Here is a 17,525-nt window from a genome sequence, read left to right as displayed (position 1 = left end):
CGGTTACGGCTGCGGGCTCGGCGGCTCGTGCGAGGTGGTGCCGGTCGGCGGCGAGGTTTCGGTGGCGCCGGTCGGCGGGTGCGGTGCGGTCGGGCCGAACCGGATCGGCACCGGCGGTCGGGTGCGGCGCGTCGGGCGCGAGCGGCGCAACCGGCGCAGTCGGCGGCCCGTGAAGCGGTCGATCAGCCACACGAGGATCAGGATCAGCGCGAACGGGAAGATCGCCGCCAGTACGATCGCGATCACCCGGCCGGTGCCGGCGAGGCCGTGCCAACCCGCCGACCACGCGTCGCCGATGGCGCCGGCGAAACCGTCGTCGTCCCTGTGTCGGTCCGCCGTCCGTTCGGGGTCGGTGGTGATCGTGATCGTGATCGTCGACAGGTCGGTCTGCGCGGTGAGCGCCTGCTGCCGCTTCAGCAGCGACTCCAGGTCCGCCTCGCGGCGGGTCAGCTCGCCCTCCAGGGTGACGATGTCGGCGATCGTCGCGGCCTTGTCCATCAGTTGCCGGGTGCGCTCCACACTGCGGCGCTGTGAGGCGATCCGGCTGTCCACGTCCACGACCTCGTCGGTGACGTCCTTGGCGGTGCGCTGTCGGTTGAGCACCCTGCCGATCCGGCTCAACTCGTCCAACGCCCGGTCGAACTCGGTCGGCGGGACCTTGAGGGTGAGTGTGGTGGTCGCGGCGCCCGCCCGGTTCGCCTCCTGCTCGGTCGAGCGGGTGGTGCGTTCGTCGGTGACCAGTCCGCCGCGTGCCCGGGCCACGCCCTGCGCGTCGCCGGTGGCGCGGTCGAGGTCGGGCACCCGTACGCGCAGTTCGCCGGTCAGCACCACCTTGCGCTGTCCGGCGGCCGGGTCCACGGCCGCGCTCGGGCCGGTCTTGGTGCCGGGTGTCGCGGGGGCCGCGGGTGCGGCGGCCGCCGGGTTCGCTCCGGATCCGGATCGATCCTTGTCGCCCGAGCCGTCGCCGCTGCACCCGCCCACCGCGAGCACCGCGGCCACGGCGGTCGCGAGTGTCAGGCTCGTACGTCGTCTCGCGTGTCGTGCGCCCATTTCGTTCCCCCCTCGAAGTCGATGATGGGACGGCGCCGGCGCGTGGCCGGTTCCGATCCGCGGGTGGTGCTCGTGAGAAGGTGCGGTGTGGACAGTTCGCCGGTGGAAAAAGGTCGTCATGTCGTCGTCGTAGGCGGCGGAATCGCCGGTCTCACGGCCGCCTGGATCCTGCTTCGGGACGGCGATCCGCGGCTCACCGTCACGGTGCTCGAAGGCTCCGCCCGGATCGGCGGCAAGCTGCACGCCGGCACGATCGCGGGCGTCGCGGTCGACGAGGGCGCCGAGTCGATGCTTGCCCGGCGCAGCGAGTCGATCGACCTCGCGCGCGAGGTCGGCTTGGCCGCGGACCTCCAGCCGCCGACCACCGCGAGCGCGTCGTTGTGGACCCGCGGTGCGCTGCGGCCGATGCCGCGCGGCCACGTCATGGGCGTGCCCGGCGACCTGGAACCGCTCGCGGCGAGCGGGGTGTTGTCGGCGGCGGGCCTGGCCCGGATCCCGCTGGACCACGCGCTCGCGCCGCACCGCTACGCCGACGACGTGTCGGTGGGCCGCTATGTCGCCGAGCGGGTCGGCCACGAGGTGGTCGACCGGCTGGTCGAGCCACTGCTGGGCGGGGTGTACGCGGGCAACGCCTACGACATCTCGCTCGCCGCGGCGGTCCCGCAGCTGCTGCCGATCGCGCGCGCCGGCGGGTCGCTGGTCGCGGGCGTGCGCAAACTGCTGGAGCGGGCCGCCGAGCGGCCGGGCGGGCCGGTGTTCATGGGCATCCGCGGCGGGGTCGGGCGGCTGCCGCTCGCCGTCGCGGGCGCGGTGGTGGCGACCGGGCGCGGCGAGATCAGGACCCGGAGCACGGTGCGCGAACTGGAGCGCACGCCCACCGGCTGGCGGCTGGTCACCGGACCGACGAACGCGCCGTCCCCGATCGAGGCGGACGCGGTGGTGCTCGCGGTACCGGCGGCGCCCGCAGCCCGGTTGCTGCGCCCGCACTCCACGGTCGCCGCGGTCGAACTGTCCTCGATCGAGTACGCGGGAATGGCCCTGGTCACCCTCGCGTTCCGCCGCGCCGACCTGGCACGGGTGCCCGCCGGCAGCGGGTTCCTGGTGCCGCCGATCGACGGCCGGCGGATCAAGGCGAGCACGTTCGCGTCCAACAAGTGGGGCTGGCTCGCCGACGCCGACCCGGACACGTTCGTGCTGCGCACCTCGCTCGGGCGCGCCGGCGAGGAGGCGGTGTTGCAGCGCGAGGACGCGGACCTGGTCGCCGACTCGCTCGCCGACCTGAGGGACGCGGTCGGGTTGAGCGCCGAGCCGATCGACACGAGGGTCACCCGTTGGGGTGGCGGGCTGCCGCAGTACGCGGTCGGCCATCCGGGCCGGATCGCCTGTGTGCGCGACGCGATCGAGCGGCTGCCCCGGCTGGCGGTGTGCGGCGCGGTCTACGAGGGAGTCGGCATCCCGGCGTGCGTGGCGAGCGCGACGAGCGCGGCGGCGGACGTGTTGGCGCAGCTCGCCGACCCGCTTGCGCGCCCCGTGCGCTGACGGCGGGGAGGGGGGAGGGAGAATCGACCCATGACGCAAAGCACCGCGGAGAACACCCCGGATCCGGTCGACGCCGCAGCAGCCGTGATCGACAACGCTCTCGACGAGGACGTCCCGGGGACCGAAGGCCGACCTACGCCGGCGCGCCCCAAGGCTCGCGACCTCAACCAGGTGATCAGGTACACGATGTGGTCGGTCTTCCGGCTCCGTGAACCGCTGCCCGGTGAGCGGGCCGGCCTGGCGGGCGAGGTCGAGCAATTGTTCGAGCAGCTGCTGGACGAGGACGTCGTGGTGCGCGGCACCTACGACGTCTCGGGGCTGCGGGCCGACGCGGACATCATGATCTGGTGGCACGCCGAGGACTCGGACGCGCTCCAGGAGGCGTACAACCGCTTCCGCCGCACCGGCCTGGGCCGACTGCTGGAGCCGGTGTGGTCGAACATGGCGCTGCATCGCCCGGCGGAGTTCAACAAGAGCCACATCCCCGCGTTCCTGGCCGAGGAGACCCCGCGCGACTACGTCGCGGTCTACCCCTTCGTGCGCTCGTTCGAGTGGTACCTGCTCGACGACGCCGAGCGTCGGCGGCTGCTCGCCGAGCACGGCAGGATGGCGCGCGGCTTCCCGGACGTGCGGGCGAACACGGTGCCCTCGTTCGCGCTCGGCGACTACGAGTGGATCCTCGCCTTCGAGGCCGACGAGCTGCACCGCATCGTCGACCTGATGCGGCACCTGCGCGGCTCGGAGACCCGCCGGCACGTGCGTGAGGAAGTGCCGTTCTACACCGGTCGCCGGCGTCCGGTCGGCGAGCTGCTGGCCGGGCTGGTCTGAGTCGTCCCCGCGAGGCGGTCGGACCACGATCGGGCCGACCGCCTCGGGGCGCCGGAACCCGGGCCCGCACCTTCTAGGACGAGCTGCTCGAACAGGACGAGCCGCTGGAACACGAGGAGCCGCTCGAACAGGACGAGCCGCTCGAACACGAGGAACCGCTCGAACAGGACGAGCCCCCGCCACCGCCGCACGAGGAGTTGCCGCCGCACGAGGCGTGGTGGCCGTGGTGCCCCTGCCAGTCGGGGCCGGGCGAGTGGTGTCCGTGCGTGTGGTGCGGGCCGTATCCGTCGAACGGGGGCGTGCCCGGCAGCCACTGGTCGGAAGGCGGGCCGGAGCCCGGGGTGGGGCCGAACGGCGGGCCGCCGGGCGGCCATCCGCCGGGCCCGTACGGCCGGCCGAACGTGCGCCGCATCCGCCGTCGGGTCGCCCGGACGCTCAGGCTCCCCACCAGCGCGCCCGCTCCCGCGATGACCAACGGAACCACCATGAACCAGGTCATGCCACCCACCCCCTGTGTGTGATCCCCTGCCCGTACCTACCGGTCGCGCGTCCACGGGCGACGCCCGAGCCGCGCCCGCAACCGCCCCCACCAGGACGGCTCGCGCGGCATGAACACCTCGGCCAGCTCGGCCGGCAGCGCGTCGCGCTCCCACAGATGGGCCGCGAAGGCGTGCACGTCCGCACGGGTGCCACCGTCCGCCGGCTTCGGGTGCACCAGGGCCCACGTCATGAACTCGCCCGGCCAGCGCGGCCCCAGGGCCGTCGCCAGCTCGGGCACCGCGCGCAGCGCCGAGTCCCGCCGCTTGGCGGCCAGCGCCCGGGCCTGGACGCGCACTCGCGCCGGGTCGAAACCGGGCGGCGTCGGCCCGCCCGCCACCAGCGCCGCGAGCAACTCGCCCTGCTGCCGGGCCAGCCGCTCGCGCGCGCTCACGAGCGCACCGCCGTGCGGGTGACCACCGCGCGGATCGCGGCCAGTTCGGCGGCCATCTCGCCGGCGGACGGGAAGTCGGTGTCGCGCTCCAGCAGCACCCGCGGCGGGCGGCGCAGCGCGCACAACATCTCCAGCACCTCCAGGACCGGCGCGGTCACCGGGTGCGCGTGCGTGTCGTGCCACAGGCCGTCGCGCTCGACGCCGCCGGCGACGTGCACGTACTCGACCGCCTCCAGGGGCAGTTCGGCCAGTGCGGCGGCCGGGTCCAGGCCGTGGTTGACCCGCTCGGTGTGCAGATTGGCCACGTCGATCAGCAGCCGGACGCCGGTGCGCTCCACCAACTCGGTCAGGAACCGCGCCTCGCTCATCTCGTTGCCGGGCCAGGACAGCAGCGTCGCCGGGTTCTCCAGGGCGAGCGGGACCGGCAGCGACTCCTGCGCGATCCGTACGTTCTCCACGACCACTTCGAGCGCGTCCCGGGTCATCGGCGCGGGCAGCAGGTGGCCGGCCTCCATGCCGCCCGCCCGGACGAACGCGAGGTGCTCGCTGACCAGCGGCGACCCCAGCGCGTCGGCCACTTCCGCCAGCCGGGCCAGGCGCGCCGGGTCGGGCCGATCCGCGCCCGCGAGCCCGAGGCTCACGCCGTGCGGGATCACCTGCACGCCCCGCGCGCGCAGCACGCGCAACGACTCCGGGAGGTGCTCCACGCACACGTTCTCGGCGATCACCTCGACGAAGTCGACGCCGGCCAGGCGCTCGATCGTCAGGTCGATCTCCGGCCGCCATCCGATTCCCACCGCTGTCCGCATATGCCAAGCATGGCGGGCCCGACCCCCACCGAAACAGGCGGAGTTCCCTCGGTTCGTCCGCCGCCCACCGGGATCCGCCCAACCGGGCCCGGGACCTACCCGCCGCAGCCGTCCGCCGTGCCGCCGCAGGAGCCCGCTCGGGCACCCTGGGGCGACGCGCAGGACGTGCTGCCGCACCACGGGGACCGCGGGTCGCGGCTGCCCGGGGCGGGGGCGTTGCGGCGGAAGATCTCCTTGACCACCGGGTCGGGGAAGCGGTCCAGGCCCCACAGCGCGACGGCGCCCACCCCGTCGGCGCCCAACGCGGCCACCGCCGCCTCGTCGCGGCGCAGCCGGATCAGCCGGCGCATCATCGGCGCGGTCGGCACCACCCGCTCGCCGAACACGCCGAGCAGCAGCAGGCCCGCGACACACGCCTGGATGCCGATCACCGCGAGCAGCAGACCCACCCACGGCAGCGCGCTCGCCGCCTTGTCGTCGGCGGTCACGAAGCCCGCCACGGCGGTGGCCACGCCCAGTGGGATGGTCGCGAACAGCGCCCAGCGCGGCACCCGGCGCGGTCCCGTGTCCGGCCGGGCGACCAGACCGGCCGCGAGCAGCGCCGTGCCGATCCGCTGGATCTCCGGCGACGCGGCCACCCGGGTGCGCAGGTCGCGCAGCGGCAGCCCGCCGTACTCCTCGTCGAGCACCCGCAGCGGCACGTCCGCCGCCGTGTCCGGCTCGGGTGTGCGGGCGCCGACCACCTGGCCGTCCCGGCTCACGTGCAGGCAGCCCGTGCCGATCAGGCGCAGGATGCACACGTCCGCCGCGCGCGCCGCGCCGCCGGACACGAACGCGTACTCGGCCGGGCCCAGTTCCACCGGGTGCAGCCGGTCCGCCCGGCTGCCGCCCCGCCGGGCGGACCCGATGGCGACGCCGAGCACGAGCGCCGTCCAGACCGAGTACGCGAGGGGTGGCAGCCACGGATTCATGGACATCAGGGATAGCGGACGAACACCGCCCCCGTGACCTGATGTGAGGTTTGCCGCACCGCCGCGGAGCAGGTTTGGCGGGTGCGCGGTCAGCCCTGCGGGTCGGGTTCCAGGGTCAGCGAGATGGAGTTGATGCAGTAGCGCTGGTCGGTCGGCGTCCCGTAGCCCTCGCCCTCGAAGACGTGACCCAGGTGCGAGCCGCAGTTCTTGCAGCGCACCTCGACCCGGGTCATCCCCATCGACGAGTCCTCGATGTACTCGACCCGGTCCTCGGCCAGCGGTGCGTAGAAGGAAGGCCAGCCGCAGTGGCTGTCGAACTTGGTGTCCGAGCGGAACAGCTCGGCGCTGCACGCCCGACAGCGGTAGACGCCGGTCGTCTTGGTCTCGGTGTACTCGCCCGTCCAGGCGCGCTCGGTGCCGGCCCGGCGCAGCACCCGGAACTCCTCGGGGGACAACTCGGCCCGCCACTGGTCGTCGGTCTTCTCGATTTCGTAGGCCATGTTCACATCCAACACGCAACGGTGCCGCGACGTTCCCCCGGGGACGTCGCGGCACCGCAGAGTGGTCGGCCGGGCCGACCGGCGCTCAGCGCGGGGCGTTGGCGCGGTCGCGGATCGCGTCCAGGATCTCCGGGCCGAGCAGGGTGACGTCGCCCGCGCCCATGGTCAGGACCAGGTCGCCGGGCCGGGCCAGTGCGGCCACCGAACCGGCGACGTCGGACCAGCTGTGCTCGGTGCGCACCAGGCCGCCGTTGTCCAGCGCGGCGTGCGCGATGATGTTGCTGGTCACGCCCGGCTGCGGGTCCTCGCGAGCGGCGTAGATGTCCATCACAACCGCGATGTCGGCGGCGGCCAGCGCGCGGCCCATCTCCACGCCCAACTGCTGGGTTCGGCTGAACAGGTGCGGCTGGTACACCGCGATCACCCGGCCCGCGCCCACCGCACCGCGCGCGGTGGCCAGGTCGGCGGTGATCTCGGTGGGGTGGTGCGCGTACGAGTCGATCACCCGGATGCCGCTCTCCTCGCCCTTGAGCTGGAACCGGCGGCGGACCCCCTGGTACTTGCCCAGGCCCTCGGCCATCCGCTGCGCCTCGACGCCCAGCGCGAGGCCGACCGCGAGCGCCATCACCGCGTTGGAGGCGTTGTGCCGACCGGGAACCGCGACGGTGAACACCAGGTCGCCGCCGGTGGCCTTGCCGCGCACCGTGACCCGGCTGCCCAGACCGAGCGACTCGATCTCGACCAGGCGCAGGTCCGCGTCCTCGTGCTCGCCGACGGTGACCACGCGCAGCTCCGGCAGCGAATCCGCGAGCCGCTCGCGCAGGGTGCCCGCGCCGGAGTCGTCGGCGGACAACACCAGGGTGCCGCCCGGGGTGATCCGGGCGGCGAAGATCTCGAACGCCTCCAACACGTCGTCGAGCGAGCCGTAGTTGGCGTGGTGGTCCAACTCGACGTTGAGGACGACGGCGACCTCGGGCGCGTACTTGTGGAAGCTGCGGTCGCTCTCGTCCGCCTCGGCCACGAAGATGTCGCCCGAGCCGTGGTGCGCGTTGCTGCCCGCCTCGTTGAGGTCGGCGCCGATCGCGAACGACGGGTCCAGACCCAGCGAGGTCAGGCCGACCGCGAGCATGCTGGTCGTGGTGGTCTTGCCGTGGGTGCCGGCGACGGCCACCGAGCGGCGCCCGTCCATCAGCCGGGCCAGCGCGTCCGCGCGGTGCACGATCGGGATGCCGCGCTCGCGGGCGCGCACCAGCTCGGGGTTGTCGGTGCGGATCGCGGACGACACGACCACGCAGGACACGTCCTCGGCCACGTTGGCCGCGTCGTGGCCCACGTGCACCGTGCAGCCGAGCTGGCGCAGCGCGAGCACCTGCGTGGAGTCCTTGGCGTCGCTTCCGGAGACCCGGGCCCCGCGAATCGCGAGGATCTTGGCGAGCCCGGACATGCCGGCGCCACCGATGCCGACGAAGAACGGGCTGCCGAGGTCGACGGGCTCGGCGGGGGGTGCCATGACGCGGGCTCCTTCGAATCGTGGGACCCGGGCGGTTCGGCGCGGGCTCCCGCGATTGTGTCAGCTCACGTCGTGTGCGAAGAGCTTGAGCACCGGGACACCCACGTTCTGTCGGGCCCGCGAGGCCCAGTCGCGGTGGAAGACCTCTTCGATGAAGTGCGGGTCGGTGAGCACGATCACCTCGTCCGCGTCGTGCCGCTCGACGATCTGCTTGAGCGTGTCCAGCGGGTCGCGGCCGGGGGTGGTCTCGCCGACGGCGTTCGCGCCGCTCGCGCGCAGCGCCGCGACGCTCGCGTCCAGCGTGCGGCGGGCGGCGGTCGCGCCGTCGTCCGGGCCGGGCTTCTCCTCGATGTCCTCGGCGGCCTCGTCCAGACGCACCAGGGCCACGTCGTCCAGCGCCTGAAGCAGCTTGCGATGGTCGGCCTTGCCCGGCAGGACCACCACGAAGGACGTCTCGACGCCTTCGTGCAGGCTCGTGACGAACTTGACGTCCGCCTCGTTCAGGACCTTTTCGATGAGCAGCACGATCGTGTACACGCAACACTCCCTTGATCCACATGATCCGACCGCCGAGCCGGGGCGTCCGTGCCCTGTCTGCCCGGGAGACCACCCTCCCACTCCCGGGCGCGGCACCGGGATCGGCCGGACCTCGCGAGCGCTCCGGACGGGGCCCACGAGCACACCCGACCCGATGCCTACGAGCGCACGTAGCGGGTGAACAGCGAGCCGTCCTCCTCCAGCAGCGACACCGGGCGCATCGGCACCGCGTCCACGAGGGTGGGGCCGGCCAGGATCCGGTCGGCGGGGCCGGCGGTCAGCAGCGGGCTCAGCGTCAGGCACAGCTCGTCCAGGCGGCCACACGCGGCGATCTGGGCCAGCACGTGCGGGCCGCCCTCGGTCAGCTGCCGGGTCAGCCCGCGCGCCGCGAGGGCGTCCAGGGCGCTCGCGAAGTCGACCCGGTCCCGCCCGGCGACGATCACGTCGCCGTACTCGCGGGCCGCCGCCAGGCCCTGTGGGGCGGCATCCTCGCAGGTGATCACGATGGTCGGGGTGATCGCCTCGGTGAACAGCGGCGTGGTGAAGTCGAGGGCCAGGCTGCGCGAGACGATCGCGATCACCGGCGCCGGCGGCTGCCCGGCGGCGGCGCGGGCGGCGGCGTAGGCCGCCTTGGGCTTCGGCGGCCGGTAGCCCTCCTGGCGGACCGTGGCCGCGCCCACCAGCACGACGTCGGCCAGCCCGCGCAGCACCCCGAAGATGCGTTTGTCGGCCGGTGAGGACAGTCCCGCGGACAGGCCGTCGGGCGCCTGCGCGGCGCCGTCCAGGCTCGCCACCATGTTCGCCCGCAGCCAGGTGCGGTCCGGCGGATAGGCGTACGCCTCGACGAGGTCGACGTCGGGCTCGGCAGGGGTGCTGGGCACAGGAAGGAGACGGCGCATGCGACCGAGTTTTGCACGCGTCGTAGGCTTGATGATCGTGTCCGTAGCCCACGTCGTGTCACTCACCCGGCGTCAGCCCAGCGTCCCCGCCGACCGCCTCGTCGCCGAGATGGTTCCGCCGCCGCGCTTCGGCGACGTGCGCTTCGATACCTACATCCCGGATCCGAACCAACCCGGGCAGGCCGCGGCCGTGCAGCGCCTGGAGCGGTTCGCCGCCGAGCTGAACGGGGACGGCGGGAACGGGAAGCGGCGCTGGTTCCGCCGCGAGAGCGCGCCCGGCCCCAGCGGGATCTACCTCGACGGCGGCTACGGCGTCGGCAAGACCCACCTGCTCGCGTCGCTGTGGCACGCCGCACCCGGCCCCAAGTCGTTGTGCACGTTCGTCGAGCTGACCAACCTGGTCGGCGCCCTGGGCTTTCGGCAGACCGTCGAGGCGCTGTCCGGACACCGGCTCCTGTGCATCGACGAGTTCGAGCTGGACGACCCGGGCGACACCGTCCTGGTCTCCACGCTGCTCGGCAAGCTCGCCGACGCGGGCGTCAAGCTGGCCGCCACCTCGAACACGCTGCCCGACAAGCTCGGCGAGGGCCGGTTCGCCGCGCAGGACTTCATGCGCGAGATACAGGGGCTGTCCGCACGCTTCGAGGCGCTGCGCATCGACGGCGAGGACTACCGGCACCGGGGCCTGCCCGCGGCCCCCACGCCGATCGCCGACGACGTGGTCGGCAAGGCCGCCGCGGCCGCGCCCGAGGGCGCCGCGCTGGACGACTTCGCCGAGCTGCTCGGGCACCTGGCGACCGTGCATCCCAGCCGGTACGGGGCCATGCTCGACGGCGTCACCGGGATCTTCTGGCACGGGGTGCGACCGGTCCAGGACCAGGCGACCGCGCTGCGCCTGGTGGTGCTCGCGGACCGGATGTACGACCGCGAGTTGCCGATCGTGGCCTCGGGTGTGCCGTTCGACGAGTTGTTCACCGAGGAGATGCTGGCCGGCGGCTACCGCAAGAAGTACCTGCGGGCGGTCTCGCGGCTGGTGGCGATGGCCCGCGACGGCGCGGAGCACGTACCCACCCGCTGACCGGGCGGCCCGGGGGCGGGTCCTCGATCCCGCGTCGCGGTGCTCGGGCGGGGGATCGAAGGCCGCCCCGGGCGCGGTACGGCCGGCATCGGCCGGGTGCCGTGCGGGCGTTGTCCGTGGGCGACCGGTGTTCGGGTGCGGCATCATCGGACCCGGGTCCCGACGACGCGGAGGCAGCGGTATGGCGAAGAAGGCCGAACGCAAGAGTGCAGGCAGGACCGACCGGGACTCGAAGGGGCAAGCCCCGGTGGGCCTGGGCGAGGCATCGGCCGAGACGGCGGGCGCGAAGGCCGCTGCCAAGGACGCCGTGAAGGCCGCCGCCAAGGCTGGGAAGGCCGAGAAATCCGCGAAGGCCGCCAAAGCCGAGAAGGTTTCCAAGCCTGAGAAGGTTTCCAAGCCTGAGAAGGCTGCCAAGCCTGAGAAGGCTGCCAAGCCTGAGAAGGCTGCCAAGGCTGAGAAGGCTGCCAAGGCTGCCAAGGCTGAGAAGGCTGCCAAGAAGATCAAGAAGGCCGAGAAGGCCGCCAAGGCCGAGAAAGCCGCCAAGAGCGCCAAGAAGGCCGCGAAGGCGCTGAAGGCGGAGCGGGAGCTGCGCGCGGAGCAGGCCGAGGCAGCCGGGAAGGCGGACAAGAAGGCCGCCAAGGCGCTGAAGACCGCATCCGAGCGGGCCGAGGCGGAGCGGGCCGCGGCGCAGGCACTGGGCCTAGAGACGGTCGAAGGCGAAGCGCTCGGTCTCGAAACCGTCGAGGTCGAGGCTGTCCGGGTCGAGGCTGTCGGGGTCGAGGTCGAAGCCGTCGACGTCGCAGTCCTCGACCTCGACGTGGTCGCCGAAGAGGGCGCCGACCCGTCGGCCGCGAGCGAGCCGGCCGCCGTGAGCGATCCGGAGCCGGCGCCGGGATCCGAAGTGGCGCCCGAGCCGGAGCCCGAGGTCGCGTCCGGGCCGCCCCGGCTTCGGGTGGTCGCCGAACCGAGCGCCGAAGCGCCCGACCGCACCGGGCCCGCCGAGCCCTCCGTTCGGGCCGCGCTGCGGTTGGCCGGCGGCCCCGTCGACCTGACCGCGATCGACCCGCGGGCCACACCCGGCTTCCGCGGCGACAAGGCGGACGCGCTCGCCGACATCGAGGCGATGGGGCCGCGGTTGGCCGAACTCCAGGAGAAGCTGTACGCGCAGGCCGTGGCCGGTGGTGCGCGCCGCCGGGTGCTCCTGGTGGTCCAGGGCATGGACACCTCCGGCAAGGGCGGCACGGTCAAGCACGTGATCGGCCAGTTCAACCCGTCCGGCTGCCACATCCACGCGTTCAAGGCGCCGACCGAGGAAGAGCTCGGGCATCCCTTCCTGTGGCGGATCCGCAACCAGGTACCGGGCCCCGGTCTGATCGGCGTGTTCGATCGCTCGCACTACGAGGACGTGCTGATCGCACGGGTGCGCAATCTGGTCCCGCGCCAGGTGTGGTCGCGCCGCTACGCCGGGATCAACCGCTTCGAGCAGGGCCTGGCCAAGGACGAGGTGAGCGTGGTCAAGGTCTTCCTGCACATCTCCCCGGAGGAGCAGAAGGAACGGCTCCTCGCCCGGCTGGACAACCCGGACAAACACTGGAAGTTCAACCCGGCGGACATCGACGAGCGCTCGGTGTGGCCGGACTATCGGGCGGCCTACGAGGCCGCATTGGAGAAGTGCGACACCGACGCGGCGCCCTGGCACGTGGTGCCGGCGGATCGCAAGTGGTATCGCAACTGGGCGATCAGCCGGCTGTTGCTCGAATACCTCACCGAGTTGGACCCCCGGTACCCGGCGGGGACGTTCGACGTCGAGGCGGAGCGCAAGCGGCTGCTGGAGTCGTGAGCACGCGGGCACGGCCCCTGGGCCGTGCCCGTCCCCGAACGCCGGACGGATCGGACGGCCGGACGGGTCGGATCGACTCGTCCGGCGCTCGACGCCGCAGTCGTGGTCGGGGCGGTGGGGTCAGCGCGATCCCACCCGGACCACCGCGACCGAGGTCGCGGGCAGTCGCAGGGTGGTGCCGACCAGGCCGCGGCGGATCTCCGCGCGGTCGTCCCAGGCCGCGACGATCTCGGCCGCGCCGGTGCCCATCGGCAGCGTGGCGGGCTGCTCGGCCAGGTTGACCGCGGTACGGAAGGCGCCGCGGTGCACCATCAGCCAGCCGGCGGTCTCCTCGAAGCTGACCTGAACCCGGGTCAGGTCCGGATCGGTCAGGTGTTCCCATTCGCGGCGCAGCGCGATCAGCCGCTTGTACCAGGCCAGCAGCGCCGCGTGCGGCGAGCCCTTGAGCTCGTCCCAGTCCAGACACGAGTCGCGCACCGTCTGCGGCGACTGCGGATCCGGGATCTGCGCGACGTCCCACCCGTGCGAGGCGAATTCGGCGCGGCGCCCGTTGCGTACCGCCTCGGCCAGTTCGGGGTCGGTGTGGTCGGTGAAGTACTGCCACGGCGTGGACGCGCCCCATTCCTCGCCCATGAACAACATCGGGGTGAACGGCGAGGTGAGCACCAGGGCCGCGCCCGCGGCCAGCAGCGCCGGTGGCAGGGCGGCCGAGATGCGGTCGCCGGTGGCCCGGTTGCCGACCTGGTCGTGGGTTTGCAGGTAGCCCAGGAAGCGGTACGCGGGCATGCGTGAGACGGGCACCGGGCGTCCGTGGGTGCGCTCGCGGAACGAGGACCAGGTGCCGTCGTGCAGCCAGACCCGGGTGAGCGTCTTGGCGAGCGTGCCCATCGATCCGAAGTCGCCGTAGTAGCCCTGTCGTTCCCCGGTGAGCAGCGAGTGCAGCGCGTGGTGGAAGTCATCGCTCCACTGGGCCTGGACGCCCATTCCGCCGCTTTCGCGCGGGGTGACCACGCGGGGGTCGTTCAGGTCCGATTCGGCGATCAGGAACAGCGGCCGGCCACTGGACGCGGCGAGCTTGTCCACCGCCTCGGACAACTCCTCGAGAAAGGGCACCGCGCGGTTGTCGGCGAGCGCGTGCACCGCGTCCAGCCGCAGCCCGTCCACGTGGTAGTCGCGCAGCCACATCAGCGCGCTGCCGACCAGGTAGGCACGGACCTCGTCGGAGCCGGGCCCGTCCAGGTTGACCGCCGAACCCCACGGCGTCTTGTAGCGGTCGGTGAAGTAGGGCCCGAACCGCGGGAGATGGTTGCCGGAGGGGCCCAGGTGGTTGTGCACCACGTCCAGGATCACGCCCAGGCCGCGCCCGTGGCACGCGTCCACGAAGCGCTTGAGGCCCTCCGGGCCGCCGTACGGCTCGTGCACCGCCCACGGGCACACGCCGTCGTAGCCCCAGCCGTGCCTGCCCGGGAAGGCGGACACCGGCATCACCTCGACGTGCGTGATGCCCAGGTCGACCAGGTGGTCCAAGCGCTCGATCGCCGCCGCGAAGGTGCCCTCGACGGTGAAGGTGCCGATGTGCAGCTCGTAGACCACCGCGCCGGGCAGCGGCCGGCCGGTCCAGGCCCGGTCGGCCCAGGCGTACGCGGTGTGGTCCACCACTCGGCTCGGGCCGTCCGGACCCTGCGGTTGCCACGGGGAGCGCGGGTCGGGCAGCGGTGTGCTGCCGTCGATCACGAACGCGTAGTCGCTCCCGTGCACCGCGGCCGGTACGTCCGCCTGCCACCACCCTGGTCGGTTCGCGTCCCGCATCGGCTTGCGTCGGCCGTCGACGATGACGTCCAGGGACGACGCTTTCGGAGCCCAGACCTCGAACCTGACCACGATGGTTGTGTCCTTTCCGGGAACGTGCGGGACTTTCCGGGAACGTGCGGGAACGGGTGCGAACGACGCGGGAACGGGGAAGTGTGCGGTGCGGCCGGGTCAGCCGCGGGTGAGCAGGGCCACCGGCAGGTCCTCCAGGATGTGCCGCAGTCGGGCCTGCCCGGAGTACGGGTTGCCGGTCAGCGCGTCGATCCAGCGGCCCGGTGGCAGCGGCAACAGTGCGCCGCCCCAGCCGCCCTTGGCCGCGAGGCCGGCCGGCAGCAGGGTGGCCACGGTGATCGCCTCGTCGCCGCGGACGAACGCGATCGCGTGCTGCGCCTCCTTGCCGCGGGCGAGCAGCGGTGTGTAGGAGCCGGTGAACCAGTCGGGATGCTCCCGGCGCAGCCGCAGTGCGGCGCCGGTGACCCGGAATTTGAGCGCGTCCAGCGGACCGTGCTCGCGGCCGAAGTCGACCGGGGCCCGGTTGTCCGGGTCGACCAGCGTGTACAGCGCCAGCTCGCCGCCCTGGTACACGTCCGGGACTCCCGGCATGGTGAGCTGGACCAGCTTGGCGCCGAGCGAGACGGCCCGGGCCGGACGATCCAGGTCGGTGACGAACTGCGCGATGTCGGCCGTGAGCTCCTCGTCCGCCAGGACGGCGCGCACGAACGCCTCGCTCGCCGCCTCGTAGTCGGGGTTCGGGTCGGTCCAGGTGGTGGCCCGGGCCGCCTCGCGCATCGCCTTGCGCAGGTAGTCGACGGCCCGGTCGGCGGACAGCGGCCAGGCGCCGACCAGGGTCTGCCACAGCAGGTACGTGTCGTAGCCGTCCGGCCCGAAGCGGAACTCGGAGCGGTGCGGGCGGGACCAGTCGTTCCAGGTGTGCACCCGTTCGGCCCAGTCCTCGGGGACCTCGGCCAGCACCGCGAGCCGGGCCCGCACGTCCTCGCTGCGCTTGGTGTCGTGGGTGCTCAGCGTGGTCATCGTGGTCGGCGACATGCGTGCGCACGCGTCGTGGAAGCCGGCGATGTCCAGGCCGATCGAGTCCGGCGCGCCGCCCACCTCGTTCAGCGAACTCAAGGAGTACCAGCGGTAGAACGCGCGGTCCTCGACGCCCTTGGCCGCGAGTGCCGCCGCCACCTGGCCGAAGCGGGTGCCGAACTCGCCGTCGGCGAGCGCGAGTTCGGCGATCTCGCGGGCCGCCTCGGAAACCTGGCCGGGCACCCCGGTCAGCGCCTGTGCCATGGCCGCGATCGAGCCGGGGCCGCCGCCGGGGTAGGGCCGGTAGGTGGGGAAGGCGGCCAGCAGCGGCGGCAGTGCGCGGCCGATGTCGCCGGCCCCCGCGACCGGTTCCAGCCGGTCCAGGGTGCGCCGCAGCCGGGCGAATTCGGTGGCCAGGCCGCCCGCGAGCACCTCGGCCTTGGCCTCCTGGACGAGGTAGTCGAAGCCCTCCCGGACGCCGGTCTGCTCGCGGTGCAGCGCGCGCAGCGGCTCGGCGCCCTCGGCGTCGACGAACAGGTTGTCCACCCGGCGCAGTGCGTCGTATCCGGTGGTGCCGTCGCAGGCCCAGTCGGCGGGGAGGCGTTCGTCGGCGGCGAGGATCTTCTCCACCACGATCCACGCGTTCGGCGCCGCGGCGCGCAGTCGGGCCAGGTAGGCGCGCGGGTCGGCGAGCCCGTCCGGGTGGTCGATCCGCAGCCCCTGCACCAGGCCCTCGTCGACCAGTCGCAAAATGGTCGCGTGGGTGGCCGCGAAGACCTCCTCGTCTTCCTGGCGCAGCGCGATCAGGCCGGTGATGGTGAAGAAGCGGCGGTAGTTCAGCTCGCTGTCCGCACGCCGCCAGTGCGCGAGTTCGAAGTGTTGGGCGGCCAGCAGTTCGTCGAGCGCGAGCTTGTCGGTGCCGGCCCGGAGCGGGAACTCGTGCTCGTGGTAGCGCAGCACGTCGCCGTCCACGATCAGCTCGTCGGCGACCTCCTCGACCGGCCCGCCGAGCACGGGCAGCAGCACCCGGCCGTCGTGTCGGGACCAGTCGATGTCGAACCAGCGGGCGTAGGGCGAGTCCGGCCCCTCCCGCAGGGTCTGCCACAGGGGCCGGTTGAGCGACTCGGGCGCGGGCACGGCCATGTGGTTGGGCACGATGTCCAGCACGATGCCCAGCCCGTGTGCGGCGGCGGAGCCGGCCAGCGCGCGCAGCCCGTCCTCGCCGCCCAGGTCGGCGGACACGCGCGAGTGATCGACCACGTCGTAGCCGTGGGTGGACCCGGGCACGGCCTGCAGCACGGGCGACAGGTGCAGGTGACTGACCCCGAGCGAGGCGATGTAGGGCACGGCGGCGGCGGCGTCGGCGAACCCGAAGGCGGGCTGCAACTGGAGCCGATAGGTCCCGGTGGGGAGGTGAGCAGGCGACGAGGTCATGCGGACTAGCTTCCCCGGACGGCCGCGCACTACCACCCGCCGGGGTGGTGAAACCTGATCGGACGCGCCTCGCCACGACCGGCGGATTCCCTCGTTCCGGGCAATTGCCACCGAGGTAGCCTCGTAGGAGGCGAGGCCGTGTTACGAAGGGACTCATGGTGACTGCCGTATCGCGTGGGCATGCGACCGAGGAGCGGATGGTGGACGTCCTGGCCGCTGTCGCCGACGTCGTGCCGGAGGGCTACCGCGTGGAGAGCGTCGAAGGGGAGATCTACGTGACGCCGCCGGCCCTGCCCGAGCATCGAGACGACATCGAAGTACTGGAGGACTCGCTGCGTGCCATGAACGTCGGACGCGTCGGCATGGCCAAGGAGTTCTCCTCCGGGTTGGTCGGTGACGACATCCGGCCGTATGCCATCCCCGATCTCTATGTGCAGGCCCGCGAGACCGACGACATGGACCGGGCTTGGGCCCGGGCACACGACAACTACTTCCCCCTGGCCATGCTCGCGCTCGTGGTCGAGGTCACCTCGCCGAGTACGCGAGACCGGGACTTCGGCGCCAAGCTTCGGACCTACGCCGGTGCCGGTGTCCCGGTCTACGTCATCGTGGACCGCAAGAATCGGGTGCTGGTCGTGCACCACGAGCCGGATCCCGAGAAGCGGTGCTACGCGGCCGTGGCCACGGTTCCTTACGGGACCGCGGCTCCCATGCCCAAGCCGTTCGCCGACCTGGACACCTCGCTGCTCGTCTGATGCGCC

Annotated in this window: 14 protein-coding genes and 1 pseudogene; 5 read left to right on the top strand and 10 right to left on the bottom strand. The window is 72.9% G+C overall.

The annotated features are described in order from the left end of the window. Positions 1-3: 3 nt before the first annotated feature. Positions 4-999: a DUF4349 domain-containing protein gene (locus tag ACIBM5_RS22265; protein ID WP_396008429.1), complete on the bottom strand. Its 996-nt coding sequence runs from the start codon at positions 997-999 to the stop codon at positions 4-6. A gap of 153 nt (positions 1,000-1,152) precedes the next feature. Between ACIBM5_RS22265 and hemG the strand changes: the two genes are divergently transcribed. Together hemG and hemQ are read left to right on the top strand one after the other, a co-directional pair. After that, positions 1,153-2,589 (top strand): protoporphyrinogen oxidase, encoded by a 1,437-nt coding sequence (gene hemG, locus ACIBM5_RS22260; RefSeq protein WP_396008428.1) that lies wholly within the window; start codon positions 1,153-1,155, stop codon positions 2,587-2,589. A 30-nt stretch (positions 2,590-2,619) separates the two neighbouring features. Further along, on the top strand, positions 2,620-3,417 hold the full coding sequence (hemQ, locus tag ACIBM5_RS22255; RefSeq protein WP_396008427.1) for a hydrogen peroxide-dependent heme synthase: 798 nt from the start codon (positions 2,620-2,622) through the stop codon (positions 3,415-3,417). A 73-nt stretch (positions 3,418-3,490) separates the two neighbouring features. On the opposite strand, the gene ACIBM5_RS22250 is transcribed toward hemQ, so the two are convergent. The 7 genes and pseudogenes from ACIBM5_RS22250 to ACIBM5_RS22220 all read right to left on the bottom strand — a co-directional run bounded on the left by ACIBM5_RS22250 (position 3,491) and on the right by ACIBM5_RS22220 (position 9,574). Then, entirely contained in the window at positions 3,491-3,916 is a 426-nt protein-coding gene (locus tag ACIBM5_RS22250) for a hypothetical protein (RefSeq protein WP_396008426.1), read from the bottom strand. A 36-nt stretch (positions 3,917-3,952) separates the two neighbouring features. Continuing rightward, positions 3,953-5,157 (bottom strand): annotated as a pseudogene (locus ACIBM5_RS22245) (DUF692 domain-containing protein). 95 nt (positions 5,158-5,252) lie between these two features. Continuing rightward, entirely contained in the window at positions 5,253-6,134 is an 882-nt protein-coding gene (locus tag ACIBM5_RS22240; RefSeq protein ID WP_396008425.1) for a TIGR04222 domain-containing membrane protein, read from the bottom strand. 83 nt (positions 6,135-6,217) lie between these two features. After that, positions 6,218-6,628: a peptide-methionine (R)-S-oxide reductase MsrB gene (gene msrB / locus ACIBM5_RS22235; protein WP_391584764.1), complete on the bottom strand. Its 411-nt coding sequence runs from the start codon at positions 6,626-6,628 to the stop codon at positions 6,218-6,220. An 85-nt stretch (positions 6,629-6,713) separates the two neighbouring features. Beyond that, positions 6,714-8,138, bottom strand: a complete 1,425-nt coding sequence (gene murC / locus ACIBM5_RS22230) for a UDP-N-acetylmuramate--L-alanine ligase (RefSeq protein ID WP_391584765.1) — start codon at positions 8,136-8,138, stop codon at positions 6,714-6,716. A 60-nt stretch (positions 8,139-8,198) separates the two neighbouring features. Continuing rightward, complete coding sequence (locus ACIBM5_RS22225; protein ID WP_396008424.1) at positions 8,199-8,675, bottom strand: indole-3-glycerol phosphate synthase; 477 nt, start codon at positions 8,673-8,675, stop codon at positions 8,199-8,201. A gap of 158 nt (positions 8,676-8,833) precedes the next feature. Continuing rightward, positions 8,834-9,574, bottom strand: a complete 741-nt coding sequence (locus tag ACIBM5_RS22220) for a pyrimidine reductase family protein (protein ID WP_391584767.1) — start codon at positions 9,572-9,574, stop codon at positions 8,834-8,836. A gap of 31 nt (positions 9,575-9,605) precedes the next feature. On the opposite strand from ACIBM5_RS22220, the gene zapE reads away from it, so the two are divergent. Continuing rightward, positions 9,606-10,652: a cell division protein ZapE gene (zapE, locus tag ACIBM5_RS22215; protein ID WP_391584768.1), complete on the top strand. Its 1,047-nt coding sequence runs from the start codon at positions 9,606-9,608 to the stop codon at positions 10,650-10,652. Between the two features lie 1,021 nt (positions 10,653-11,673). Further along, positions 11,674-12,492 (top strand): PPK2 family polyphosphate kinase, encoded by an 819-nt coding sequence (locus tag ACIBM5_RS22210; protein WP_391585139.1) that lies wholly within the window; start codon positions 11,674-11,676, stop codon positions 12,490-12,492. Between the two features lie 120 nt (positions 12,493-12,612). Here the strand turns inward: ACIBM5_RS22210 and treZ are convergent, their stop codons facing one another. Both treZ and treY read right to left on the bottom strand, forming a co-directional pair. Next, complete coding sequence (gene treZ / locus ACIBM5_RS22205; protein ID WP_391584769.1) at positions 12,613-14,373, bottom strand: malto-oligosyltrehalose trehalohydrolase; 1,761 nt, start codon at positions 14,371-14,373, stop codon at positions 12,613-12,615. A gap of 99 nt (positions 14,374-14,472) precedes the next feature. Next, on the bottom strand, positions 14,473-16,764 hold the full coding sequence (treY, locus tag ACIBM5_RS22200) for a malto-oligosyltrehalose synthase (protein ID WP_396008423.1): 2,292 nt from the start codon (positions 16,762-16,764) through the stop codon (positions 14,473-14,475). 155 nt (positions 16,765-16,919) lie between these two features. Between treY and ACIBM5_RS22195 the strand changes: the two genes are divergently transcribed. After that, positions 16,920-17,519, top strand: coding sequence for a Uma2 family endonuclease (locus tag ACIBM5_RS22195; RefSeq protein ID WP_396008422.1), 600 nt, complete (start codon positions 16,920-16,922; stop codon positions 17,517-17,519). The last annotated feature ends 6 nt before the right edge of the window (positions 17,520-17,525 follow it).

Source organism: Embleya sp. NPDC050493 (assembly GCF_044458105.1).
In the GTDB taxonomy this organism is placed as follows: Bacteria; Actinomycetota; Actinomycetes; order Streptomycetales; family Streptomycetaceae; genus Embleya.
Note: the sequence above shows the minus strand (reverse complement) of the source record. Positions and strands in the feature narration are given on the sequence as shown.

What these genes read in the sequence shown, in the direction of transcription:
- zapE (WP_391584768.1), top strand. Translation starts at nt 9,606, where the DNA reads ATGATCGTGTCCGTAGCCCACGTCGTGTCACTCACCCGGCGTCAGCCC.
- msrB (WP_391584764.1), bottom strand. Translation starts at nt 6,628, where the DNA reads ATGGCCTACGAAATCGAGAAGACCGACGACCAGTGGCGGGCCGAGTTG.
- ACIBM5_RS22240 (WP_396008425.1), bottom strand. Translation starts at nt 6,134, where the DNA reads ATGTCCATGAATCCGTGGCTGCCACCCCTCGCGTACTCGGTCTGGACG.
- treY (WP_396008423.1), bottom strand. Translation starts at nt 16,764, where the DNA reads ATGACCTCGTCGCCTGCTCACCTCCCCACCGGGACCTATCGGCTCCAG.
- murC (WP_391584765.1), bottom strand. Translation starts at nt 8,138, where the DNA reads ATGGCACCCCCCGCCGAGCCCGTCGACCTCGGCAGCCCGTTCTTCGTC.
- hemQ (WP_396008427.1), top strand. Translation starts at nt 2,620, where the DNA reads ATGACGCAAAGCACCGCGGAGAACACCCCGGATCCGGTCGACGCCGCA.
- ACIBM5_RS22220 (WP_391584767.1), bottom strand. Translation starts at nt 9,574, where the DNA reads ATGCGCCGTCTCCTTCCTGTGCCCAGCACCCCTGCCGAGCCCGACGTC.
- ACIBM5_RS22250 (WP_396008426.1), bottom strand. Translation starts at nt 3,916, where the DNA reads ATGACCTGGTTCATGGTGGTTCCGTTGGTCATCGCGGGAGCGGGCGCG.
- ACIBM5_RS22195 (WP_396008422.1), top strand. Translation starts at nt 16,920, where the DNA reads ATGGTGACTGCCGTATCGCGTGGGCATGCGACCGAGGAGCGGATGGTG.